Origin of the sequence: Leclercia sp. CFBP8987 (assembly GCF_034044995.2) — a bacterium.
Lineage (GTDB): Bacteria > Pseudomonadota > Gammaproteobacteria > Enterobacterales > Enterobacteriaceae > Enterobacter > Enterobacter tamurae.
In genome coordinates, this window is sequence record NZ_CM188255.1 from 4,544,122 (window position 1) to 4,562,288 (window position 18,167).

Sequence of the window (18,167 nt, forward strand, 5' to 3'; positions counted from 1 at the left end):
CAGGCCGCACACATCACTGCATCCCCAACATCCGCGGTAACCACAGCGATATCGCCGGGATGTAGGTCACTAACCCCAACACCACCAGCAGCATGCCGTAGAACGGCAGCATCGCGCGCACCACGGTTTCGATCTTCTGCTTACTCACCGCACTGGCAACAAACAGCACCGATCCCACCGGCGGGGTAATCAGCCCCATTCCGAGGTTCACCATCATGATCATCCCGAAATGCACCGGATCGATCCCCAGCGCATTGGTCACCGGCAGCAGCACCGGGGTCAGGATCAGAATGATCGGCGCCATGTCCATCAGGGTGCCAATCAGTAGCAGCATGATGTTGATGTACATCAGGATCACATACTTGTTGTCCGACAGCGAGGTGAAGAACTCGGTGATGCGCATCGGCAGCTGCATGTAGGTCATCACCGCGCCAAACGCCGCCGCAAAGCCGATCAGGATCATCACGATCGTTACCGTCTTCACCGTGCGGCACATCAGCTTCGGCAGTTCGTTCCACTTGTAGTCACGGTAGATAAACATGGTGACAAAGAACGCCCACAGACAGGCGACCGCCGCAGATTCGGTGGCGGTAAAGATCCCCGACAAAATGCCGCCGAGAATAATCACTACCGTCATCAGCCCCCACAGGGCATCGAAGAAAATCTTCAGCGCCTGCTTAAAGGGGATCCTTTCGCCTTTTGGATAACCCCGCTTATGGGCAAAGCCCAGGCACAGCACCATCAGACAGACCCCGAGCAGCAGGCCCGGCAGGACGCCCGCGATAAACAGCGTCGCAATCGACACCGTACCGCCTGCTGCCAGGGAGTAGATCACCGAGTTGTGGCTGGGCGGGATCAGGATCGCCTGCACCGAGCCGCTGGCGGTCACCGCCGCCGCGTACTCACGCGGATAACCCTTCTTCTCCATCTCCGGGATCATCACGCTGCCGATGGAGGCAGTATCCGCCACCGACGAGCCCGAAATCGCACCGAAAAAGGTCGAGGCGACGATATTCACCAGCGACAGCCCGCCGCGAATAAAGCCGACAAAGATATAGGCAAAGTTCACCAGTCGGCGGGCAATGCCCCCTTCCGCCATGATCGCCCCCGCCAGGATAAAGAACGGGATCGCCAGCAGGGTAAATTTATTCACCCCGCTGGTGATCTGGATCATCAGCGCCTCCAGCGGCAGGTCAATCCACAGCGCACCAGCCACCGCACTTAACCCGACGGCAAAGGCCACCGGCATCCCCAGCGCCAGTAAAATGGCGAGGGTGAAGAGCAAAACAAACGCATCCATGATCCACCCCTTAACCGTGGTTGCCGATCATCACGACCGGGCGATGTTCCTGAGAGCCAAACATCAGGCGCTCGAGGACGAACAAAATGAGGATCGCCGAGCCGATAGGCAGCGGCAGGTAGCTCTCACCCGAGGTGAGGACCGGGAACTCGGCCACCGGCTGTTCCCACAGTTCGATGCAGAGCAGGTAGCTGTACCAGAAGATGATCAGCGAGATCAGCAGCATCAGCACATCCACCACCTTCGCGCAAAGCGCTTTCAACGCCGCAGGCAGGCGGTCGGTGAGCATGTTCACCGCGATATGCGATCCGGCGCGATATCCCACCGCTGCGCCGATAAAGGTAAAGGTCACCATGCAGATAATGGCTATCGGCTCTGGCCACGACTCGCCGCGGTTAAGGACGTAGCGGGAAAAAATCCCAATCGGGATCACGATGGTCATCACCAGCAGCGAAATGCCCGCCACCGCCATGGCGAGCAGGTACAGGCGATCCATCCATTTCAAATAGCGTTCGGACATACGTCCTCCACAACGAGGGGGTTACTGAACGTCAGCGATGGCTTTCATCAGATCCTGATGCTTGTTGCCATACTGGGCGCGCACCGGCTCTGTCGCCTTCACGAAGACCGCTTTATCAATGTCGTGGAACTGCACGCCGCCCGCCTTCATCTTCTGCAGCGCTTCGTCGTTATAGGCCTGCCACAGCTTGCGCTGCTCGAACTGCGCTTCACGGGCCAGGGTCAGGATTTTTTGCTGTTCGTCGGCGCTCAGCTTGTCCCATTTCACTTTGGAGTAGAGCAGCATTTCCGGGGTGATAAAGTGGCCGCTGAGGGTGTAGTTTTTGGCGACAGGCATGTAGTTGTGAGCGATGTAGGTTGGCGGGTTGTTTTCGGCTCCGTCGATAACGCCGGTCTGCATGCCGCTGTAGACTTCACTTACCCCCATCGCCACGGAGTTGGCCCCCATATCTTTCAGCGTGGCCAGCGCCACCGGGCTGCCCTGAACGCGGATTTTCTTACCTTTCAGATCTTCCGGTTTCACAATCGGATCTTTGGTGATCAGGTTACGGGTGCCGGAGTCCATCCAGCCGAGGAACACCAGCCGCGATTTCGGGTTGGCGGTGAGTTTGTCGCCGATGGATTTACCGATATCACCGTCGATGACTTTGTGCATGTGGTCTTCGTCACGGAAGACGTAGGGCAGCGTAAAGACCTCGATATCCGGCAGGATGGCGGCAACCGGGGCCATGGAGACGCGAATCATGTCAATCGCCCCCATCTGCGCCTGCTCAATCATCTGCTTTTCATCGCCCAGCACGCCGCCCGGGAAGACTTTGATATCCAGCTTGCCGTCGGTTTGTTGTTTGAGTTTTTCACCCATGTGCTGCACTGCCACCACGTTCGGATAGCCTTCAGGATGCACATCGGCAGCTCTGATGGTTTGCGCGGAAACAGAGCAGGCAAAAGCAGACAGGCACAGAGCGGCCAGCAACGGCTTGAGGGTCGTTTTCATTGAGTCAACTCCAGGGTAGTGAGGTAAGTATCGGAACGTTGTTTTAGTTTTGAACGTTTAAAAACTAGCCCAATGCCTGGAAAGCGTAGGTGAAGCGCCTCACAAAAAGCGCTAAATAATGAAATGGTGGTTCAGATTTGTGCGGGATGTCATGCCTGATGCCCTCACCCCGCATACAAGCATTAGCCTTTGCGTAACAGGTAACGGTAAGGCAAAGCGTCAGTCTCCTGCGCCAGCAGCTCATGTTCCATAAAGGTACAGAAGCCCGGAATATCGCGGGTCGTGGCCGGATCGTCGGCAATAATTAACAGCGTTTCACCGGATTGCATATTGCGCACGGTTTTGCGCACCATCATCACGGGTTCCGGGCAGCGCAGGCCCTGAGCATCAAGGGTATGGTCCGGGTGGGTAAGCAGATCGGTCATCTCGGTCTCGTCCAGATAAAAACGGCAGTAGTTTACGCCGCAGGCGGAGCAAAGCAAACCAGGTTAACGATTGCGTGAAAATTAGCCATTGCAAACTGTCGTTAAAGCAGTATGATGCGGCGGCTTTATTGGGTTCCCTCACCCCAAATACTAATCAAAAAGGTCACAATATGACGCAGTTCTCTCAATCGCAGCGCGTAAAAGCGTTGTTCTGGCTTTCGCTTTTCCATCTGTTGGTGATCACCTCCAGTAACTACCTGGTGCAGCTACCGATCTCCATCTTTGGTTTTCATACCACCTGGGGCGCGTTCAGTTTCCCGTTTATCTTCCTTGCGACCGATCTCACCGTCCGTATCTTTGGCGCCCCGCTGGCCCGACGCATTATTTTTGCCGTCATGCTTCCGGCGCTGTTTGTTTCGTACGTGATCTCCTCGCTGTTCTATATGGGCAGCTGGCAAGGCTTTGAGGCGCTGACGCACTTCAACCTGTTCGTCGCCCGTATCGCCGCCGCCAGCTTTATGGCCTATGCGCTGGGGCAGATCCTCGACGTGCATGTGTTTAACCGCCTGCGACAGAACCATCTCTGGTGGATGGCACCCACCGCCTCCACGCTGTTCGGCAACGTCAGCGATACGCTGGCCTTTTTCTTTATCGCCTTCTGGCGCAGCCCGGATGCGTTCATGGCGCAACACTGGATGGAAATCGCCCTCGTGGACTACGCCTTTAAGGTGCTTATCAGCCTGGTGTTCTTCCTGCCGATGTACGGCGTGCTGCTGAATATGTTGCTGAAAAGATTCGCGGATAAATCTGAAATCCCGGGATTGCAGGCTGGTTAAAGGTTCCCCTGAACAGTTGTGATAAGATGGATTGATGCGCCGTTATGGCCGTTTATCGAAAGGAAGAATGTAATGCGCAATCTGGTTAAATATGTCGGGATTGGCCTGCTGGTGATGGGGCTGGCAGCCTGTGATAACAGCGACACCAAAACGCCTGCTCAGGCTGCGTCTGCTGAAAGCAACGCGACGGGTCAACCGGTCAGCCTGATGGATGGCAAACTCAGCTTCTCTCTGCCAGCCGATATGACCGATCAGAGCGGCAAGCTGGGCACCCAGGCGAACAACATGCACGTCTATTCCGATGCCACCGGGCAAAAAGCGGTGATTGTGATCGTCGGGGATGACACCAATGAAGACCTGGGCGTGCTGGCAAAACGTCTGGAAGATCAGCAGCGCAGCCGTGACCCGCAGCTGCAGGTGGTGACCAACAAATCCATCGAGCTGAAAGACCACAAAATGCAGCAGCTGGACAGCATTATCTCTGCCAAAGGCCAGACCGCTTACTCCTCCGTGGTGCTGGGCAAAGTGGACAACAAGCTGCTGACCCTGCAGATCACGCTGCCTGCTGACGATCAGCAGAAAGCGCAAACTGCCGCAGAGAACATCATCAATACCCTCGTGATTCAGTAAGTTCTCACGATGACATGGCCTCCGCTGGAGGCCATTTTTTTAGCCGCCACGTCAGCAGTAACGCCACCGCCACCAGCCCCGCGGCCGCCAGATAGATAACCGGCACCCCGGCCCACGCCATCACCAGCCCGGCCAGCGGCCCGGTAATCCCCAGCGACATATCCATAAACACCGTGTAGGTCGCCAGCGCCGCGCCCTGGTTCTGCTGCGGCACCGCTTTGACCGCCACCACCCCCAGCGCCGGGAACACCAGCGAGAAACCCGCCCCCGCGAGGAAGACGCCGATCCGCGCCATCCACGGCGCATCGGCAATACCGGTCAGCAGCAGGCCGATAATCTCAACGCCAAAGCAGATAATGGCCACGTTCAGCCCGCCCAGCCGATTGATACCGTTCGGGAACAGCAGCCGCGTCCCGACGAAGGCACAGCTAAATAGCGTTAACGCAAAGGCTGCGCCGTCCCAGCCTTTATCGGCGTAAAACAGCGTAATGAAGGTGGCGATCACCCCAAAGCCTGCCGAGCCGAGGGCCAGCGCCATGCCGTAGGGCCAGACCCGCCCCAGCACCGCGCGAAACGGCATCGGCTTGCCTTTGCTGGCTTTGACTTTTGGTCGCGGCAGCGCAAATAAAATCGCCAGTAGCGCCACCACCATAATGGTGAGCGCCAGCCCGCTCAGGCCGGTGTAGCGATAGCAGAGCACCCCCAGCGGAGCGCCCATCGCCATCGCGCCGTAGGTCACAATCCCGTTCCAGGAGATCACCCGCCCGATGTGCGATGCCCCTACCACTCCCACGCCCCACAGCGTGGAGCCGGTTCCGGCGAGACTTTGCCCGACGCCGAGGATCACCCGGCCCAGACAGAGCAGCACCAGGCTCACCATCGGCCAGGCGCTGGTTAACCCGGCGAGAAAATAGCTCACCCCGCTCAGGAAGCAGCCGCAGAGTCCCAGCACCACAATGCTTTTCGGGCCAAACAGGTCGGCATAGCGTCCGGCATAAGGGCGACTTAACAGGGTGGCGAAGTATTGCAGGCTGATCACCAGGCCTGCCCAGAAGGCGCTAAAGCCCATGATGTCATGGACATAGCCCGGCAGGACGGCGAGCGGCAGACCGATGGTCAGGTAGCTGGCAAAGTTGAAAATAACGACGGAAACAATACGCAGGTTGAGGCGTAATCCACTCAGTGCCGGTTCGGCGGCGGGTTCGGGCATCAGGTTCACCAGAATTTTTACAACAGTGTTTCACTATTACCATGCCAGGGGCAGAAATGCAGCAGCGACTTTAAGATTAACGGCCTCCGCCGAAGCGCTGCGCGCGCACTACACTTATGAGCATCTTAGAAGAGGAAACACTATGTTAACCACCCCACCCGCTAAACCGGGTCTTACACAGCCTGATAAATCCGGTCTGCACATTCTGCTCAAACTGGCCTGCCTGGTGGTGATCCTCGCCGGCATCCACGCCGCAGCGGATATTCTCGTGCAGCTATTGCTGGCGCTTTTTTTCGCCATCGTCCTTAACCCTCTCGTCACCTGGTTTTTGCGCCGCGGGGTGAGCCGCCCGCTGGCCATCACCATTGTGGTGGTGGTGATGCTGATTGGCCTGACGGCGCTGTTTGGGGTGCTGGCGGCTTCGCTCAATGAATTTGCCGCCCTGCTGCCGAAATACAATAAAGAGCTGACGCGCAAACTGGTCGATCTGCAGGAGATGTTCCCGTTCCTCAACCTGCATATCTCCCCCGAGCGAATGCTACGACGGATGGATTCGGAAAAGGTGATGACCTTTGCCACCGCGTTAATGACCCAACTCTCAGGGGCGATGGCCAGCGTTCTGCTGCTGGTGATGACGGTGGTCTTTATGCTGTTTGAAGTCCGCCACGTGCCGTACAAAATGCGTTTTGCCCTCAATAATCCGCAGATCCACATCGCTGGCCTGCACCGGGCGCTGAAGGGCGTCTCCCATTATCTGGCGCTCAAGACGCTGCTCAGCCTGTGGACGGGTGCCATTGTCTGGCTGGGGCTGACCCTGCTGGGGGTGCAGTTCGCGCTGATGTGGGGCGTGCTGGCCTTCCTGCTCAACTACGTGCCCAACATTGGCGCGGTGATCTCCGCCGTCCCGCCGATGATCCAGGCGTTTCTGTTCAATGGCCTCTATGAGTGTGCCATGGTGGGGGCGCTGTTCCTGATCGTCCATATGGTGCTGGGCAATATCCTGGAGCCACGGATGATGGGCCACCGGCTGGGGATGTCCACCATGGTGGTGTTCCTGTCGTTACTGGTCTGGGGCTGGTTGCTTGGGCCGGTGGGGATGCTGTTGTCCGTTCCGCTTACCAGCGTCTGTAAGATCTGGATGGAGACCACTCAGGGGGGCAGCAAGCTGGCGATCCTGCTCGGGCCGGGCCGACCAAAAAGCCGCTTACCGGGGTAACGCTGCACATGTACGAAAAGGACACCCTCAGTGCGCTTGAGGCCATCACCGAAGCGCAACGCATCGCCTTTGCCCCGATGCTGTTTCAGACCGCGCTCTGTCTGCGTAACACCGGCGTTCTCGCCTGGCTGGACCAACAGGGAGAGCGCGGCGCTTCAGTTGATGAGATCGTGGCGAACAGCACGCTCAGTGAGTATGGCGTGGGCGTATTGCTGGATATGGGATTGAGCGGGCGAATAGTGACGCGCCGGGAGGGGCGCTATTATCTGGCCAAAATTGGTCATTATCTGCTGCATGACAGCATGACCCGCATCAATATGGATTTCACCCAGGACGTTTGCTATCAGGGCCTGTTTCATCTTGCCGATTCACTGAGCGCGGAGAAACCGGCTGGCCTGGCAGTCTTTGGCGAATGGCCGACCATTTATCCGGCCCTGTCGGCGTTGCCAGAGCAGGCGCAGCGGAGCTGGTTTGCGTTCGATCACTTCTATTCCGATGGCGCATTCGACGCCGCATTGCCCCTTATATTCGCAAGCTCGCCGACAAAATTGTACGATGTCGGCGGCAATACGGGTAAATGGGCGCTACGCTGCTGCAGATACGATGAAAACATCGCCGTGACGCTGCTCGATCTGCCGCAGCAAATTGCACTGGCCGAGGCAAATATCGCAAATGCAGGATTATCTCATCGTATTGGATTCTATCCTGTCGATATGCTTAGCGACGCTGCTCTGCCGGTTGAGGCTGATATCTGGTGGATGAGCCAGTTCCTGGACTGCTTCTCACCCGATCAGATTGTTACCCTGCTGGGCAAGGTAGCGAAGGTAATGAAGCCCGGTGCCCGTTTGTGCATTCTGGAACCGTTCTGGGATGCGCAAAAATTCGAAGCGGCCTCCTTCAGCCTGAACGCCACCTCGCTCTATTTCACCTGTATGGCGAACGGCAACAGCCGTTTTTATAGCGTAGAGAAATTTTACCACTATCTGGAGAGCGCAGGCTTCCGGGTAGAACAACGGCATGACAATCTCGGGGTGGGCCATACCTTACTGATTTGTCAGAAAAATGAACAATAACGCGGTCTGATTGTTGGCGGCGTTACCGAAAGACGGATTGATCGCGGACGCGCGCAGATGAAATTTGCACTTAACATTCTCGACTGGCATGCAAGAGCGCCAGGCCTTTGCGATGCCAGTCAATGGCAGGCATGGTCGCAGGGCTTGCACGCTATCGATCCTGCTGCGCCGCAGGCCAAACTGACCGATCTGCCGATGATGACCGCCCGCCGCCTCAGTTCCGGCAGTAAGCTGGCGGTGGATTGCGGCCTGGCGCTGGTGCGAAAACACGCCGTTGATGCCGTGGTCTATACCAGCCGTCACGGCGAGCTGGAGCGGAACTATCGCCTCCTGCATGCGCTGGCCACCGGGCAGGATGTTTCCCCGACCGACTTTGCCATGTCGGTCCACAACTCCGCGGTGGGCAATCTGACTATCGCCGCGCGTCAGCCGATTGTTTCGTCGTCCCTTTCCGCCGGCATGGATACTTTTCAGCAGGGTTTGTGCGAGGTGCTAAGCCTGCTGCACGCCGGGTATTCCCGGGTGTTAATGGTCGATTTTGATGGCGCCCTGCCCGATTTTTACCGCCCCGCGCTTCCGGCTCAGATGCCGACCTGGCCCTATGCCCTGGCGCTGGTCATCGAAGCCGGTGACACCCTGCGCTGCGAAACCCAGCCCGTCGGTGGCAACCAGGAGCCGTCCCTGCCGCAGAGCCTGCAGTTTCTGCGCCACTATCTGCGTGACGATCGGCAGTTTGCGGTGCCCGGCGAGCGCCTGCGGTGGCAGTGGACGCGTGCATGACAGGGCTTATGACAATCTTCAACCGCGGCTGGCGACGGCTGATGACCGGCTTGTGCTTCGTACTGTTTGGCGTGGGCGGGCTGCTGCTGTCGCTGGTGTGGTTCAACCTGTTGAACTTGGTCCAGCGCGATCGCGCGCGTCGTCGTCGCCTCGCCCGACGCAGTATTGCCGCCAGCTTCCGGGCATTTTTAACCGTCGCCCGTGCTCTGGGCGTGCTGGATTATCGCGTCGATAATGTCGACGCGCTGCGCCACGAGCGCGGTTGCCTGGTGGTGGCGAATCATCCGACGCTGATTGATTACGTGCTTATCGCCTCGGTGATGCCGGAAACCGACTGTCTGGTGAAAGGTGCCCTGCTGCGTAACCCCTTTGTCAGCGGGGCGATCCGCGCGGCGGATTACCTGATCAACAGCGAAGCCGATACCCTGTTAAGCACCTGTCAGCAGCGGCTGGCGCAGGGTGAGACGTTACTGATTTTCCCGGAAGGCACGCGCACCCAGGTGGGAAAAGCCATTAAGCTGCAACGCGGTGCGGCCAATATTGCCGTGCGCTGCGGCAGCGATCTGCGGGTGGTCATTATCCACTGCAGCGAGCATCTGCTCGATAAACAAAGCCGTTGGTATAACATACCGCCGAACAAACCGTTCTTTACGGTCGATGTCCGGGAGCGAATAGGTATTCATGATTTTTACGATGCAGCAGTACATGAACCGGCTCTGGCGGCAAGAGAACTCAACCGGCACCTGCAGCATCGCTTAACTGCCGGTCTTCAATCTTTGTCAGGAATTAATGATGCAAGCGCTCTACCTTGAAATTAAAAATCTAATCATTACTACCCTCAATCTGGACGAATTGACCGCAGAGGATATCGATACGGATGCCGCGCTGTTTGGCGATGGGTTGGGCCTTGACTCGATCGATGCCCTTGAGCTGGGCCTGGCAGTAAAAAACCAGTACGGCGTGGTGTTATCTGCCGAAAGCGAAGAGATGCGTCAGCATTTCTACTCCGTCGCCACCCTGGCCTCTTTTATCACCGCTCAACGCGCCTGAGATCGAATTTAAAATGACTACAGAACACAACGCCGTTTATCAGGAAGTCTCCACTCTCCTGATCACCCTGTTTGAAGTTGCCCCGGACGCCATCACCCCTGAAGCGCGCCTGTATGAAGATCTGGAGCTGGACAGCATCGACGCCGTCGACATGGTTGTTCACCTGCAGAAGAAAACGGGTGCCCGGATCAAACCGGAAACCTTCAAGTCGGTACGTACCGTTCAGGACGTAGTGGACGCGGTAGAAAAACTCCTGCGCGAAGCGTAAGAGACCATGCGTGGCGGACGGTCGTTTCCGGCGCTTCCCCTGCTGACAGGGTTGATGCTGGTCGCATGGCCCTTTCTGATTGGCTTTGGGCTGACCCATAACAGCCTGCACTGGCTGCTGCCGCTGCTGGCGGTCCTGCTGCTGTTCCGTTTTCGTCAGGCGCGGCATAACGCCGGGCCCATGCGCTATGCGGTACAGGGCGTCGCGCTGGTGGGCATCGCCCTGTGTACGGCAAGTTACCTGCTGAAAGCGCATCAGTGGCTGCTGTTCTACCCGGTGGTGGTCAACCTTGTGATGCTGGCCGTCTTTGGCGGATCGCTGTGGACGACGATGCCCATCGTCGAACGGCTTGCCCGGCTGCGCGAACCGAATTTACCCCCTTCCGGGGTGCGCTATACCCGCGTTGTTACCCGGATATGGTGCGGCTTTTTCATCCTGAACGGCGGGATAGCGCTGTTCACCGCGTTGCGGGGCGATATGCGACTCTGGACGCTGTGGAACGGCATGATTGCCTACCTCCTGATGGGCACGTTAATGGCCACCGAATGGCTGGTGCGTCAGCGAATGATTAAAAAAGAGCAGCACGATGCATAAGCCTCTCCCTGTGAGCCAGTGGCTGAACGCCCCTCGTCCGGACGACACCCCTGTCGCCTGGTCTGGCGATCGCGGCTGGACGCTCGGGCAGTTGCGCGATGACGTCAGCGCCCTGACGGCCTGTTTACAGCAGCAGGACGGCGATCGCTGGGCGCTCTGTTTTGACAACAGCTATCTGTTTATCGTCGCCCTGCTGGCAACGCTGCATGCGGGCAAAACTCCGGTGCTGCCCGGCCACAGCCGCGAGTCGCTGCTGGATGAGCAGCACGCGCTGTTCAGTGGCGTGCTGAGCGACAGAATGCTGAACGTCCAGGGCCGTCTGATTGTGGTCGACGCTGCCCGCCGCAGTACCACTCGCTTTACGACGCTGCCCGCCATTCCTGACACCCAGGTTATCGAGCTGTTTACCTCCGGCTCGACCGGCAAGCCTGAGCGTATCATCAAGCATATTGCCCAGCTCGACCAGGAGGCCATGCTGCTGGCGGCACGGTTTGGCGAGCGCCTGAGCGGCTGCCGCGTGGTGGCCTCTGTGGTGCCCCAGCATCTGTACGGCCTGACGTTTCGTATTGTGCTGCCGATGGCACTGGGGCTGCCGCTGCATGCGGAGATGCTGACCTATGCCGAACAGGTGGCGGCGCTGGATCACACTCAGCGTTACCTGTTTATCACCAGCCCGGCGTTCCTCAAGCGGCTCGATACCCGGCTCGTGCCGCCGCCCGTCGCCGTGCTGGTCTCGGCCGGTGGCGTGCTGACGTTGGAGTCGGCCTGCGTTACCCATCGCTGGCTGGGGCTCTGGCCGGATGAAATATATGGCAGCAGCGAAACCGGGGTGCTCGCCTGGCGTCATCGTCAGGGGGACGCCGTTCTCTGGCACCCCTTCCCGGGGGTGAAGATGAGCCCCATCGATGACGCCGTGCGCGTTATTTCTCCCCTGATCCGCGAGCCTGAAGGTCTCCTGCTCGACGACATCCTGCACCTGGAGGATAACGGCCAGTTCAGCATCATCGGTCGCCGGGGTCGGGTGGTGAAAATCGAAGACAAACGCATCTCGCTGACCGAAATCGAACAGCGCCTGCTGGCGCTGGAGGGCGTTTGCGAGGCGGCGGCGCTGCCGGTAACGCGCGACGGACGCCAGACCATTGGCGTGCTGCTGGTACTGAATGACGCCGCGCGTCAGCAGCTCTGCCAGCGCGGGCGTAACGCGCAGATCCTTGCCTGGCGACGCGCCCTGCAGCCGTGGCTCGAGCCGGTCGCCCTTCCCCGTCACTGGCGCATCCTTGATGAAATGCCGGTGAACAGTATGAACAAGCGTGTCTATGCGCAGTTACAGGAGTTATTTCATGAGAATCCATGAAATCGGGCGCCATCAGGCACAACCGCAGCAGCTTGAGATTGTCCTGCACCTCGATCCGGCGCTGTTCTGGTTCCAGGGCCATTTTGCCGTACAGCCCCTGCTGCCCGGCGTCGCCCAGCTCGACTGGGTGATGCACTACGCCACCGGGGTACTGGCACCAGACCACCGTTTTCACAGTATCCAGAATGTGAAATTCCAGGCACCGCTGCTCCCGGGGGCCACCGTGACGCTCGCCCTCGACTGGAACGCGGAGCGCGAGATGCTGATGTTTAGCTATCAGTGCCATGACGGCGAACACCGCCACACCGCCAGCAGCGGGAAGATTCGCCTATGTCGCTAACCTTCCGTCCCTGCATCCTGATCCCCTGCTACAACCATGGGGCGATGATGGCGAACGTGCTGGCGCGTCTGGCCCCGTTTCAGTTGCCCATTATTGTGGTCGACGATGGCAGCGATGCCGATACCCGGCAGACGCTGGACCAGCTGGCCAACGAACATCCCCATGTGACGCTGGTGCGGCTGACGCACAACAGCGGTAAAGGCGGGGCGGTGATCCGCGGGCTGAAAGTCTGCGCCGGGGCGGGGTTTACCCATGCGGTGCAGGTGGATGCCGACGGACAGCATGCCATTGAGGACATTCCGCAGCTGCTGGCGCTGGCAGAGCGCCACCCGCAGGCGTTGATCTCCGGCCAGCCGGTTTATGATGACTCCATTCCCCGCTCGCGCCGGTATGGCCGCTGGGTCACCCATGTCTGGGTGTGGATCGAAACCCTGTCATTGCAGCTCAAAGACAGCATGTGCGGCTTTCGGGTCTACCCGGTGGCGCCGACGCTACAGGTCATCAACTCTGCGTCGCTCGGCAAGCGGATGGATTTTGATACCGAAGTGATGGTGCGCCTCTACTGGCAGGGCAACCCCAGTTATTTTCTGCCGACCCGGGTGACCTATCCCCGGGATGGCATCTCCCATTTCGATGCCCTGAAAGACAACCTGCTGATCTCCTGGATGCACACCCGGCTGTTCTTCGGCATGTTACCGCGCATCCCTTCCCTGCTGTTTCGCCGCCGCAGTCGGCACTGGGCGCAGCAGGAGGAGGTGAAAGGGCTGTGGGGAATGCGCCTGATGCTGCGGGTCTGGCAACTGCTGGGCCGCAGGGCTTTTAACCTGCTGCTGTGGCCGGTGATTGGTATCTACTGGCTGACAGCCACCACCGCCCGCCAGGCCTCGCGACAGTGGATCACCCGGGTGAGCGAGACCCTGGAACAACGCCACCAGCCTAAGCCCGCGCGCCTGAACAGCTTTTTCCACTTCATGCGGTTTGGCAACGCGATGCTCGATAAAGTGGCCAGCTGGCGGGGTGAGCTCAAGTGGGATCGCGATGTGGTGCTTGCACCGGGCGCACGGGAGGCCCTAGCGATCGACGCTCCCGCCGGGAAACTGCTGCTGGCCTCGCACCTTGGCGACGTGGAAGCCTGCCGGGCGCTGGCGCAGCTGGAAGCAGGCCAGGTCATTAATGCGCTGGTGTTCAGCGATAACGCCCGTCGCTTTAAACAAATTATGGATGAGATGGCTCCCCAGGCCGGGCTGAATCTGATCCCGGTGAACAATTTCGGACCAGAAACAGCCATCGATCTGGTCGAGAAGCTGGACCGGGGGGAGTGGGTGGCCATTGTCGGCGACCGTATCGCCGTGACCCCGCAGCGTGGCGGAGACTGGCGCGTCACCTGGAGCCCGTTTATGGGCCAGCCCGCGCCGTTCCCACAGGGGCCATTTATTCTGGCCTCGATCCTGGCCTGCCCGGTGGTGTTGATATTTGCTCTGCGCCAGCACGGGAAGCTCACTGTTCACTGCGAACCCTTCGCCAACCCGCTGACGCTGCCGCGCGGCGAACGCCAGCAGGCGCTACAGGAGGCGGTGGATCGCTATGCGCAGCGGCTGGAGCATTACGCCCTGCAGGCCCCGCTCGACTGGTTCAATTTTTTCGATTTCTGGCGTCTGCCGGATGCAAAAGAGAAGGAGTAAAGGGTGCTGACCGATCCCCGCTTTACGACCGAAGTAGAGCTGACCGTACCGTTTCACGACGTCGATATGATGGGCGTGGTCTGGCACGGCAACTATTTCCGCTATTTTGAAATTGCCCGCGAGGCCCTGCTCAACCAGTTCGATTATGGCTATCGCCAGATGAAAGCCTCCGGCTATCTCTGGCCGGTGGTCGATACCCGGGTGAAATACCGCGATGTCCTCACCTTTGAGCAACGGATCCGCGTCCGGGCCCATATCGATGAGTTTGAGAACCGCCTGCGTATCGCCTATCAGATTTTTGACGCCACCAGCGGCAAACGGACCACCACCGGCTACACCATTCAGGTGGCGGTGGAGGAGAAGAGCCGCGAGCTCTGTTTTGTCAGCCCGGCGATCCTGTTTGAACGTATGGGAGTCACGCCATGAAAGGGTTACTGCTGCTTGCCCTGCTGATAAGCCCGTTCGTCAGCGCCGTCACGCTGGACGAACTCCAGCAGCGCTTTACCGAACAGCCAGTGGTGCGCGCCCACTTTGAGCAGACCCGCACCATTAAGGATATGCCGCAGCCGCTGCGATCCAACGGCGAGATGCTGATCGCCCGCGACAGCGGGCTGCTGTGGGATCAAAAGGCCCCCTTCCCGATGACGCTGCTGCTGGATGACAGCCGGATGGTGCAGACCATCAACGGCCAGCCGCCGCAGACCATCACCGCCGACACCAATCCGCAGATGTTCCAGTTCAACCACCTGCTGCGCGCCCTGTTCCAGGCGGATCGCAAGGTGCTGGAGGAGAACTTCCGCATCGACTTTAAAGACCTCGGCAATGGCCGCTGGTCGCTGGTGTTGACCCCCACTACCACCCCGCTGGACAAGATTTTCGCCTCGATGGATCTGGGTGGCGCGACCTATCTGGAATCCATCGTGCTAAACGACAAACAGGGCGACCGGACCGATATCGCCCTCTCCCGCCACCAACTGACGCCCGCCAGCCTGACCGATGCCGAACGCCAACGCTTTGCCGCGCCATAATCGCCGCCCGGCGCTGCTGTGGGCGCTGATCTGCGCGATCCTGCTGGGTGTGCTGCTGTCGCTGCTGCCCAATGCACGGTTGAACAGCAGCGTGCTGGCGATGCTGCCGAAACAGAGCCTCGGGGCGATCCCCCCGGCGCTGAACGACGGCTTTATTGAACGCCTTGACCGCCAGCTGGTGTGGCTGGTCAGCCCCGGTAAACAGCCCGATCCGCAGGTGGCGCAGCAGTGGCTGAGCCTGCTGCAAGGGTCGGGGTCGCTGCACGAGGTAAAAGGGCCGATGGACGCCGCCGGGCAAAAAGCCTGGGGAGAATTTTTCTGGCAGCACCGCAACGGCCTGATCGACCCGGACACCCGGGCACGTCTGCAAAACGGCGGCGAGGCACAGGCGCAGTGGATTTTGTCCCAGCTTTATTCGGCCTTCTCCGGCGTCAGTGGCAAAGAGCTGCAAAACGATCCGCTGATGTTGATGCGCGGTTCCCAGCTGGCGCTGGCGCAAAACAGCCAGAAGCTGCGGCTGATAGACGGCTGGCTGGTGACCAAAGACGAGGCGGGCAATTACTGGTATCTGCTGCACGGCGAGCTGGCCGGTTCGTCGTTCGATATGCAACAAACCCACCGGCTGGTCACGACGCTGCACGGGCTGGAAGGCCAGTTGAAAACGCAGTATCCGCAGGCGCAGCTGCTGTCGCGCGGGACGGTGTTTTACAGCGACTACGCCAGCCAGCAGGCGAAGCGGGATATCTCGACCCTCGGCGTGGCCACTATTCTGGGGGTGATCCTGCTGATTGTGGCGGTGTTCCGCTCCCTGCGTCCGCTGCTGCTGTGTCTGATCTCCATCGCCACCGGCGCGCTGGCAGGCACGGTGGCGACCCTACTGCTGTTTGGTGAACTGCATCTGATGACCCTGGTGATGAGCATGAGCATCATCGGTATTTCAGCGGATTACACCCTCTACTACCTGACCGAGCGGATGGTTCACGGCGGGCAGAGCTCGCCGTGGCAGAGCCTGGCGAAGGTGCGTAACGCCCTGCTGCTGGCGCTACTCACCACCGTGGCGGCGTATCTCATTATGATGCTGGCCCCGTTCCCGGGCATTCGCCAGATGGCGGTATTTGCCGCCGTGGGGCTGAGCGCCTCCTGCCTGACGGTGATCTTCTGGCACCCGTGGCTGTGTCGTGGCTTACCGGTGCGTCCGGTTCCGGCGATGGTGCTGATGCTGCGCTGGCTGGCGGCATGGCGACGAAATAAAACGCTGTCAGTGGGGCTGCCGGTGTTGCTGGCCCTGCTGGCTGTGGCGGGCATGGCCACGCTGCGGGTGGATGACGATATCGCCCAGCTTCAGGCCCTGCCGCAGGATATCCTGGCCCAGGAAAAACGCATCACCGCCCTGACCGGGCAGAGCGTCGATCAGAAGTGGTTCGTGGTGCATGGCACCTCGGCCCAGCAGACGCTGGAGCGGCTGGAGGCCTTTACCCCGGCGCTGGCGCAGGCGCAGCAGGCGGGTGACCTGAAATCCTGGCGCACCCTGCCGCTGAACTCGCTGGCACGGCAGACAAGCGATCTGGCCCTGCTGAAAAATGCGACCCCGGCGGTAACGAAGGTGCTGCAAAATGCCGGGCTGACAACGGTGTCGCCGGATCTCAATGCGACCCCGGTGCAGGTTGAGACCTGGCTTGCCAGCCCGGCCAGCGAAGGCTGGCGGCTGTTGTGGCTGACGCTGCCCGACGGGGAAAGCGGCGTCCTGGTACCGGTCAATGGGGTAAACAACAGCCCGGCCCTGGCGGCGCTGGCCGACAAGCATCCGGGGGTGGTGTGGGTGGATCGCAAGGCCAGTTTCGACAGCCTGTTTGCCCTCTACCGCAGCGTGCTCACCGGTTTGCTGGCGGTCGCGCTGGCGACGATCGCCAGCGGTGCCATGCTGCGCCTCGGCTGGCGTAAGGGACTGATCACTCTGGTACCCTCGTTGCTGTCGCTGGGCTGTGGCCTGGCGGCGCTGTCGGTCACAGGACACCCGGTTAACCTGTTCTCGCTGCTGGCGCTGGTCCTGGTGCTCGGCATTGGTATCAACTACACGCTATTCTTCAACAACCCGCGCGGTACGCCGTTGACCTCCATGCTGGCCATCACCCTGGCGATGATGACCACCCTGCTGACCCTCGGCATGCTGGTTTTCAGCGCCACGCAGGCGATCAGCAGCTTCGGGATTGTGCTGGTCAGCGGTATTTTCACCGCCTTCCTGCTGGCGCCGCTGGCGATGCCGGCTAAAAAAGAGAGAAAACGATGATCGCCCCTTTTTACCACGCTGCCGTGCTGATCGGCGCGCTGCTGTTGGCCGGTTGCAGCCACACCACGCAAAACAGTGACAGTACGCGCCCGCAGGCCTGGCTGCAGCCGGGCACCAAAGTGACGCTGCCTGCGCCGGGCATCACTCCGGCGTTGAACTCGCAGCAGTTGCTGACCGGGAGCTTCAACGGCAAGACTCAGTCGCTGTTGGTGATGCTGAATGCCGATGCGCATAAAATTACCCTTGCCGGGCTGTCCTCGGTGGGTATTCGGCTGTTCCTCGCCACCTACGATGAAACGGGCATCCATACTGAACAGTCGATTGTTGTGCCGCAACTGCCACCAGCCAGCCAGGTGCTGGCGGATGTGATGCTCAGCCACTGGCCGATCGACGCCTGGCTGCCGCAGCTGCCGAAGGGCTGGACGCTGAAGGATAAGGGCGACCGGCGCGAACTGCGCAATGCAGACGGCGAGCTGGTGACGGAGATCGTCTACCTGCAACGCAAGGGCAAACGCGAGCCGATCAGCATCGAACAGCACGTGTTTCACTACCACATCACCATTCAATATCTGGATGACTGA

The 18,167-nt window shown here is 59.7% G+C and carries 20 protein-coding genes and 1 pseudogene; 16 read left to right on the forward strand and 5 right to left on the reverse strand.

Annotated elements, in window-relative coordinates:
* Positions 1 to 13: 13 nt before the first annotated feature.
* From SOM40_RS21910 to tusA, 4 genes are all read right to left on the reverse strand, one after another.
* Complete coding sequence (locus SOM40_RS21910) at positions 14 to 1,300, reverse strand: TRAP transporter large permease (RefSeq protein ID WP_106995265.1); 1,287 nt, start codon at positions 1,298 to 1,300, stop codon at positions 14 to 16.
* 10 nt (positions 1,301 to 1,310) lie between these two features.
* Complete coding sequence (locus SOM40_RS21915) at positions 1,311 to 1,820, reverse strand: TRAP transporter small permease (protein ID WP_262661682.1); 510 nt, start codon at positions 1,818 to 1,820, stop codon at positions 1,311 to 1,313.
* 21 nt (positions 1,821 to 1,841) lie between these two features.
* Positions 1,842 to 2,813: a TRAP transporter substrate-binding protein gene (locus SOM40_RS21920; protein WP_320530899.1), complete on the reverse strand. Its 972-nt coding sequence runs from the start codon at positions 2,811 to 2,813 to the stop codon at positions 1,842 to 1,844.
* Between the two features lie 182 nt (positions 2,814 to 2,995).
* Positions 2,996 to 3,238 (reverse strand): sulfurtransferase TusA, encoded by a 243-nt coding sequence (tusA, locus tag SOM40_RS21925; protein ID WP_320530898.1) that lies wholly within the window; start codon positions 3,236 to 3,238, stop codon positions 2,996 to 2,998.
* A gap of 170 nt (positions 3,239 to 3,408) precedes the next feature.
* Between tusA and SOM40_RS21930 the strand changes: the two genes are divergently transcribed.
* Positions 3,409 to 4,074: a 7-cyano-7-deazaguanine/7-aminomethyl-7-deazaguanine transporter gene (locus SOM40_RS21930; RefSeq protein ID WP_312190506.1), complete on the forward strand. Its 666-nt coding sequence runs from the start codon at positions 3,409 to 3,411 to the stop codon at positions 4,072 to 4,074.
* 72 nt (positions 4,075 to 4,146) lie between these two features.
* On the forward strand, positions 4,147 to 4,704 hold the full coding sequence (locus SOM40_RS21935; RefSeq protein WP_106995270.1) for a DcrB family lipoprotein: 558 nt from the start codon (positions 4,147 to 4,149) through the stop codon (positions 4,702 to 4,704).
* A gap of 4 nt (positions 4,705 to 4,708) precedes the next feature.
* On the opposite strand, the pseudogene SOM40_RS21940 reads toward SOM40_RS21935, so the two are convergent.
* Positions 4,709 to 5,957: pseudogene (locus SOM40_RS21940) on the reverse strand (MFS transporter).
* Between the two features lie 99 nt (positions 5,958 to 6,056).
* Between SOM40_RS21940 and SOM40_RS21945 the strand changes: the two are divergent.
* From SOM40_RS21945 to SOM40_RS22010, 14 genes are read left to right on the forward strand one after another with little or no spacing between them, the layout of a single operon-like run.
* Positions 6,057 to 7,130, forward strand: a complete 1,074-nt coding sequence (locus SOM40_RS21945) for an AI-2E family transporter (RefSeq protein ID WP_320530897.1) — start codon at positions 6,057 to 6,059, stop codon at positions 7,128 to 7,130.
* Positions 7,131 to 7,138: 8 nt separating this feature from the next.
* On the forward strand, positions 7,139 to 8,203 hold the full coding sequence (locus SOM40_RS21950; RefSeq protein WP_225760034.1) for a methyltransferase: 1,065 nt from the start codon (positions 7,139 to 7,141) through the stop codon (positions 8,201 to 8,203).
* A 57-nt stretch (positions 8,204 to 8,260) separates the two neighbouring features.
* Positions 8,261 to 8,983, forward strand: a complete 723-nt coding sequence (locus SOM40_RS21955) for a beta-ketoacyl synthase chain length factor (protein ID WP_320530896.1) — start codon at positions 8,261 to 8,263, stop codon at positions 8,981 to 8,983.
* Positions 8,984 to 8,991: 8 nt separating this feature from the next.
* Positions 8,992 to 9,795, forward strand: coding sequence for a lysophospholipid acyltransferase family protein (locus tag SOM40_RS21960; RefSeq protein WP_414672297.1), 804 nt, complete (start codon positions 8,992 to 8,994; stop codon positions 9,793 to 9,795).
* Entirely contained in the window at positions 9,776 to 10,033 is a 258-nt protein-coding gene (locus SOM40_RS21965) for a phosphopantetheine-binding protein (RefSeq protein WP_106995276.1), read from the forward strand. The genes SOM40_RS21960 and SOM40_RS21965 overlap by 20 nt, the downstream gene beginning before the upstream one ends.
* Positions 10,034 to 10,046: 13 nt before the next feature.
* Entirely contained in the window at positions 10,047 to 10,301 is a 255-nt protein-coding gene (locus SOM40_RS21970; protein ID WP_106995277.1) for an acyl carrier protein, read from the forward strand.
* A 6-nt stretch (positions 10,302 to 10,307) separates the two neighbouring features.
* Positions 10,308 to 10,895 carry a COG4648 family protein gene (locus SOM40_RS21975; protein ID WP_106995278.1) on the forward strand — a complete coding sequence of 196 codons (588 nt, stop codon included), beginning with the start codon at positions 10,308 to 10,310 and terminating at the stop codon, positions 10,893 to 10,895.
* Positions 10,888 to 12,249, forward strand: a complete 1,362-nt coding sequence (locus SOM40_RS21980) for an AMP-binding protein (RefSeq protein ID WP_320530894.1) — start codon at positions 10,888 to 10,890, stop codon at positions 12,247 to 12,249. The genes SOM40_RS21975 and SOM40_RS21980 overlap by 8 nt, the downstream gene beginning before the upstream one ends.
* Complete coding sequence (locus tag SOM40_RS21985; RefSeq protein ID WP_320530893.1) at positions 12,236 to 12,589, forward strand: ApeI family dehydratase; 354 nt, start codon at positions 12,236 to 12,238, stop codon at positions 12,587 to 12,589. The genes SOM40_RS21980 and SOM40_RS21985 overlap by 14 nt, the downstream gene beginning before the upstream one ends.
* On the forward strand, positions 12,580 to 14,271 hold the full coding sequence (locus SOM40_RS21990; RefSeq protein ID WP_225760028.1) for a glycosyltransferase family 2 protein: 1,692 nt from the start codon (positions 12,580 to 12,582) through the stop codon (positions 14,269 to 14,271). Before SOM40_RS21985 ends, SOM40_RS21990 begins: the two co-directional genes overlap by 10 nt.
* 3 nt (positions 14,272 to 14,274) lie before the next feature.
* Complete coding sequence (locus SOM40_RS21995) at positions 14,275 to 14,697, forward strand: acyl-CoA thioesterase (protein WP_320530892.1); 423 nt, start codon at positions 14,275 to 14,277, stop codon at positions 14,695 to 14,697.
* Positions 14,694 to 15,299: an outer membrane lipoprotein carrier protein LolA gene (locus tag SOM40_RS22000; RefSeq protein ID WP_320530891.1), complete on the forward strand. Its 606-nt coding sequence runs from the start codon at positions 14,694 to 14,696 to the stop codon at positions 15,297 to 15,299. The genes SOM40_RS21995 and SOM40_RS22000 overlap by 4 nt, the downstream gene beginning before the upstream one ends.
* The gene (locus SOM40_RS22005; protein ID WP_320530890.1) at positions 15,268 to 17,586 is read left to right on the forward strand and encodes an MMPL family transporter; all 2,319 of its coding nucleotides are present in this window, start codon (positions 15,268 to 15,270) and stop codon (positions 17,584 to 17,586) included. The genes SOM40_RS22000 and SOM40_RS22005 overlap by 32 nt, the downstream gene beginning before the upstream one ends.
* A complete protein-coding gene (locus SOM40_RS22010; protein ID WP_320530889.1) occupies positions 17,583 to 18,167 on the forward strand; it encodes a DUF3261 domain-containing protein in 585 nt (194 codons plus the stop codon). Before SOM40_RS22005 ends, SOM40_RS22010 begins: the two co-directional genes overlap by 4 nt.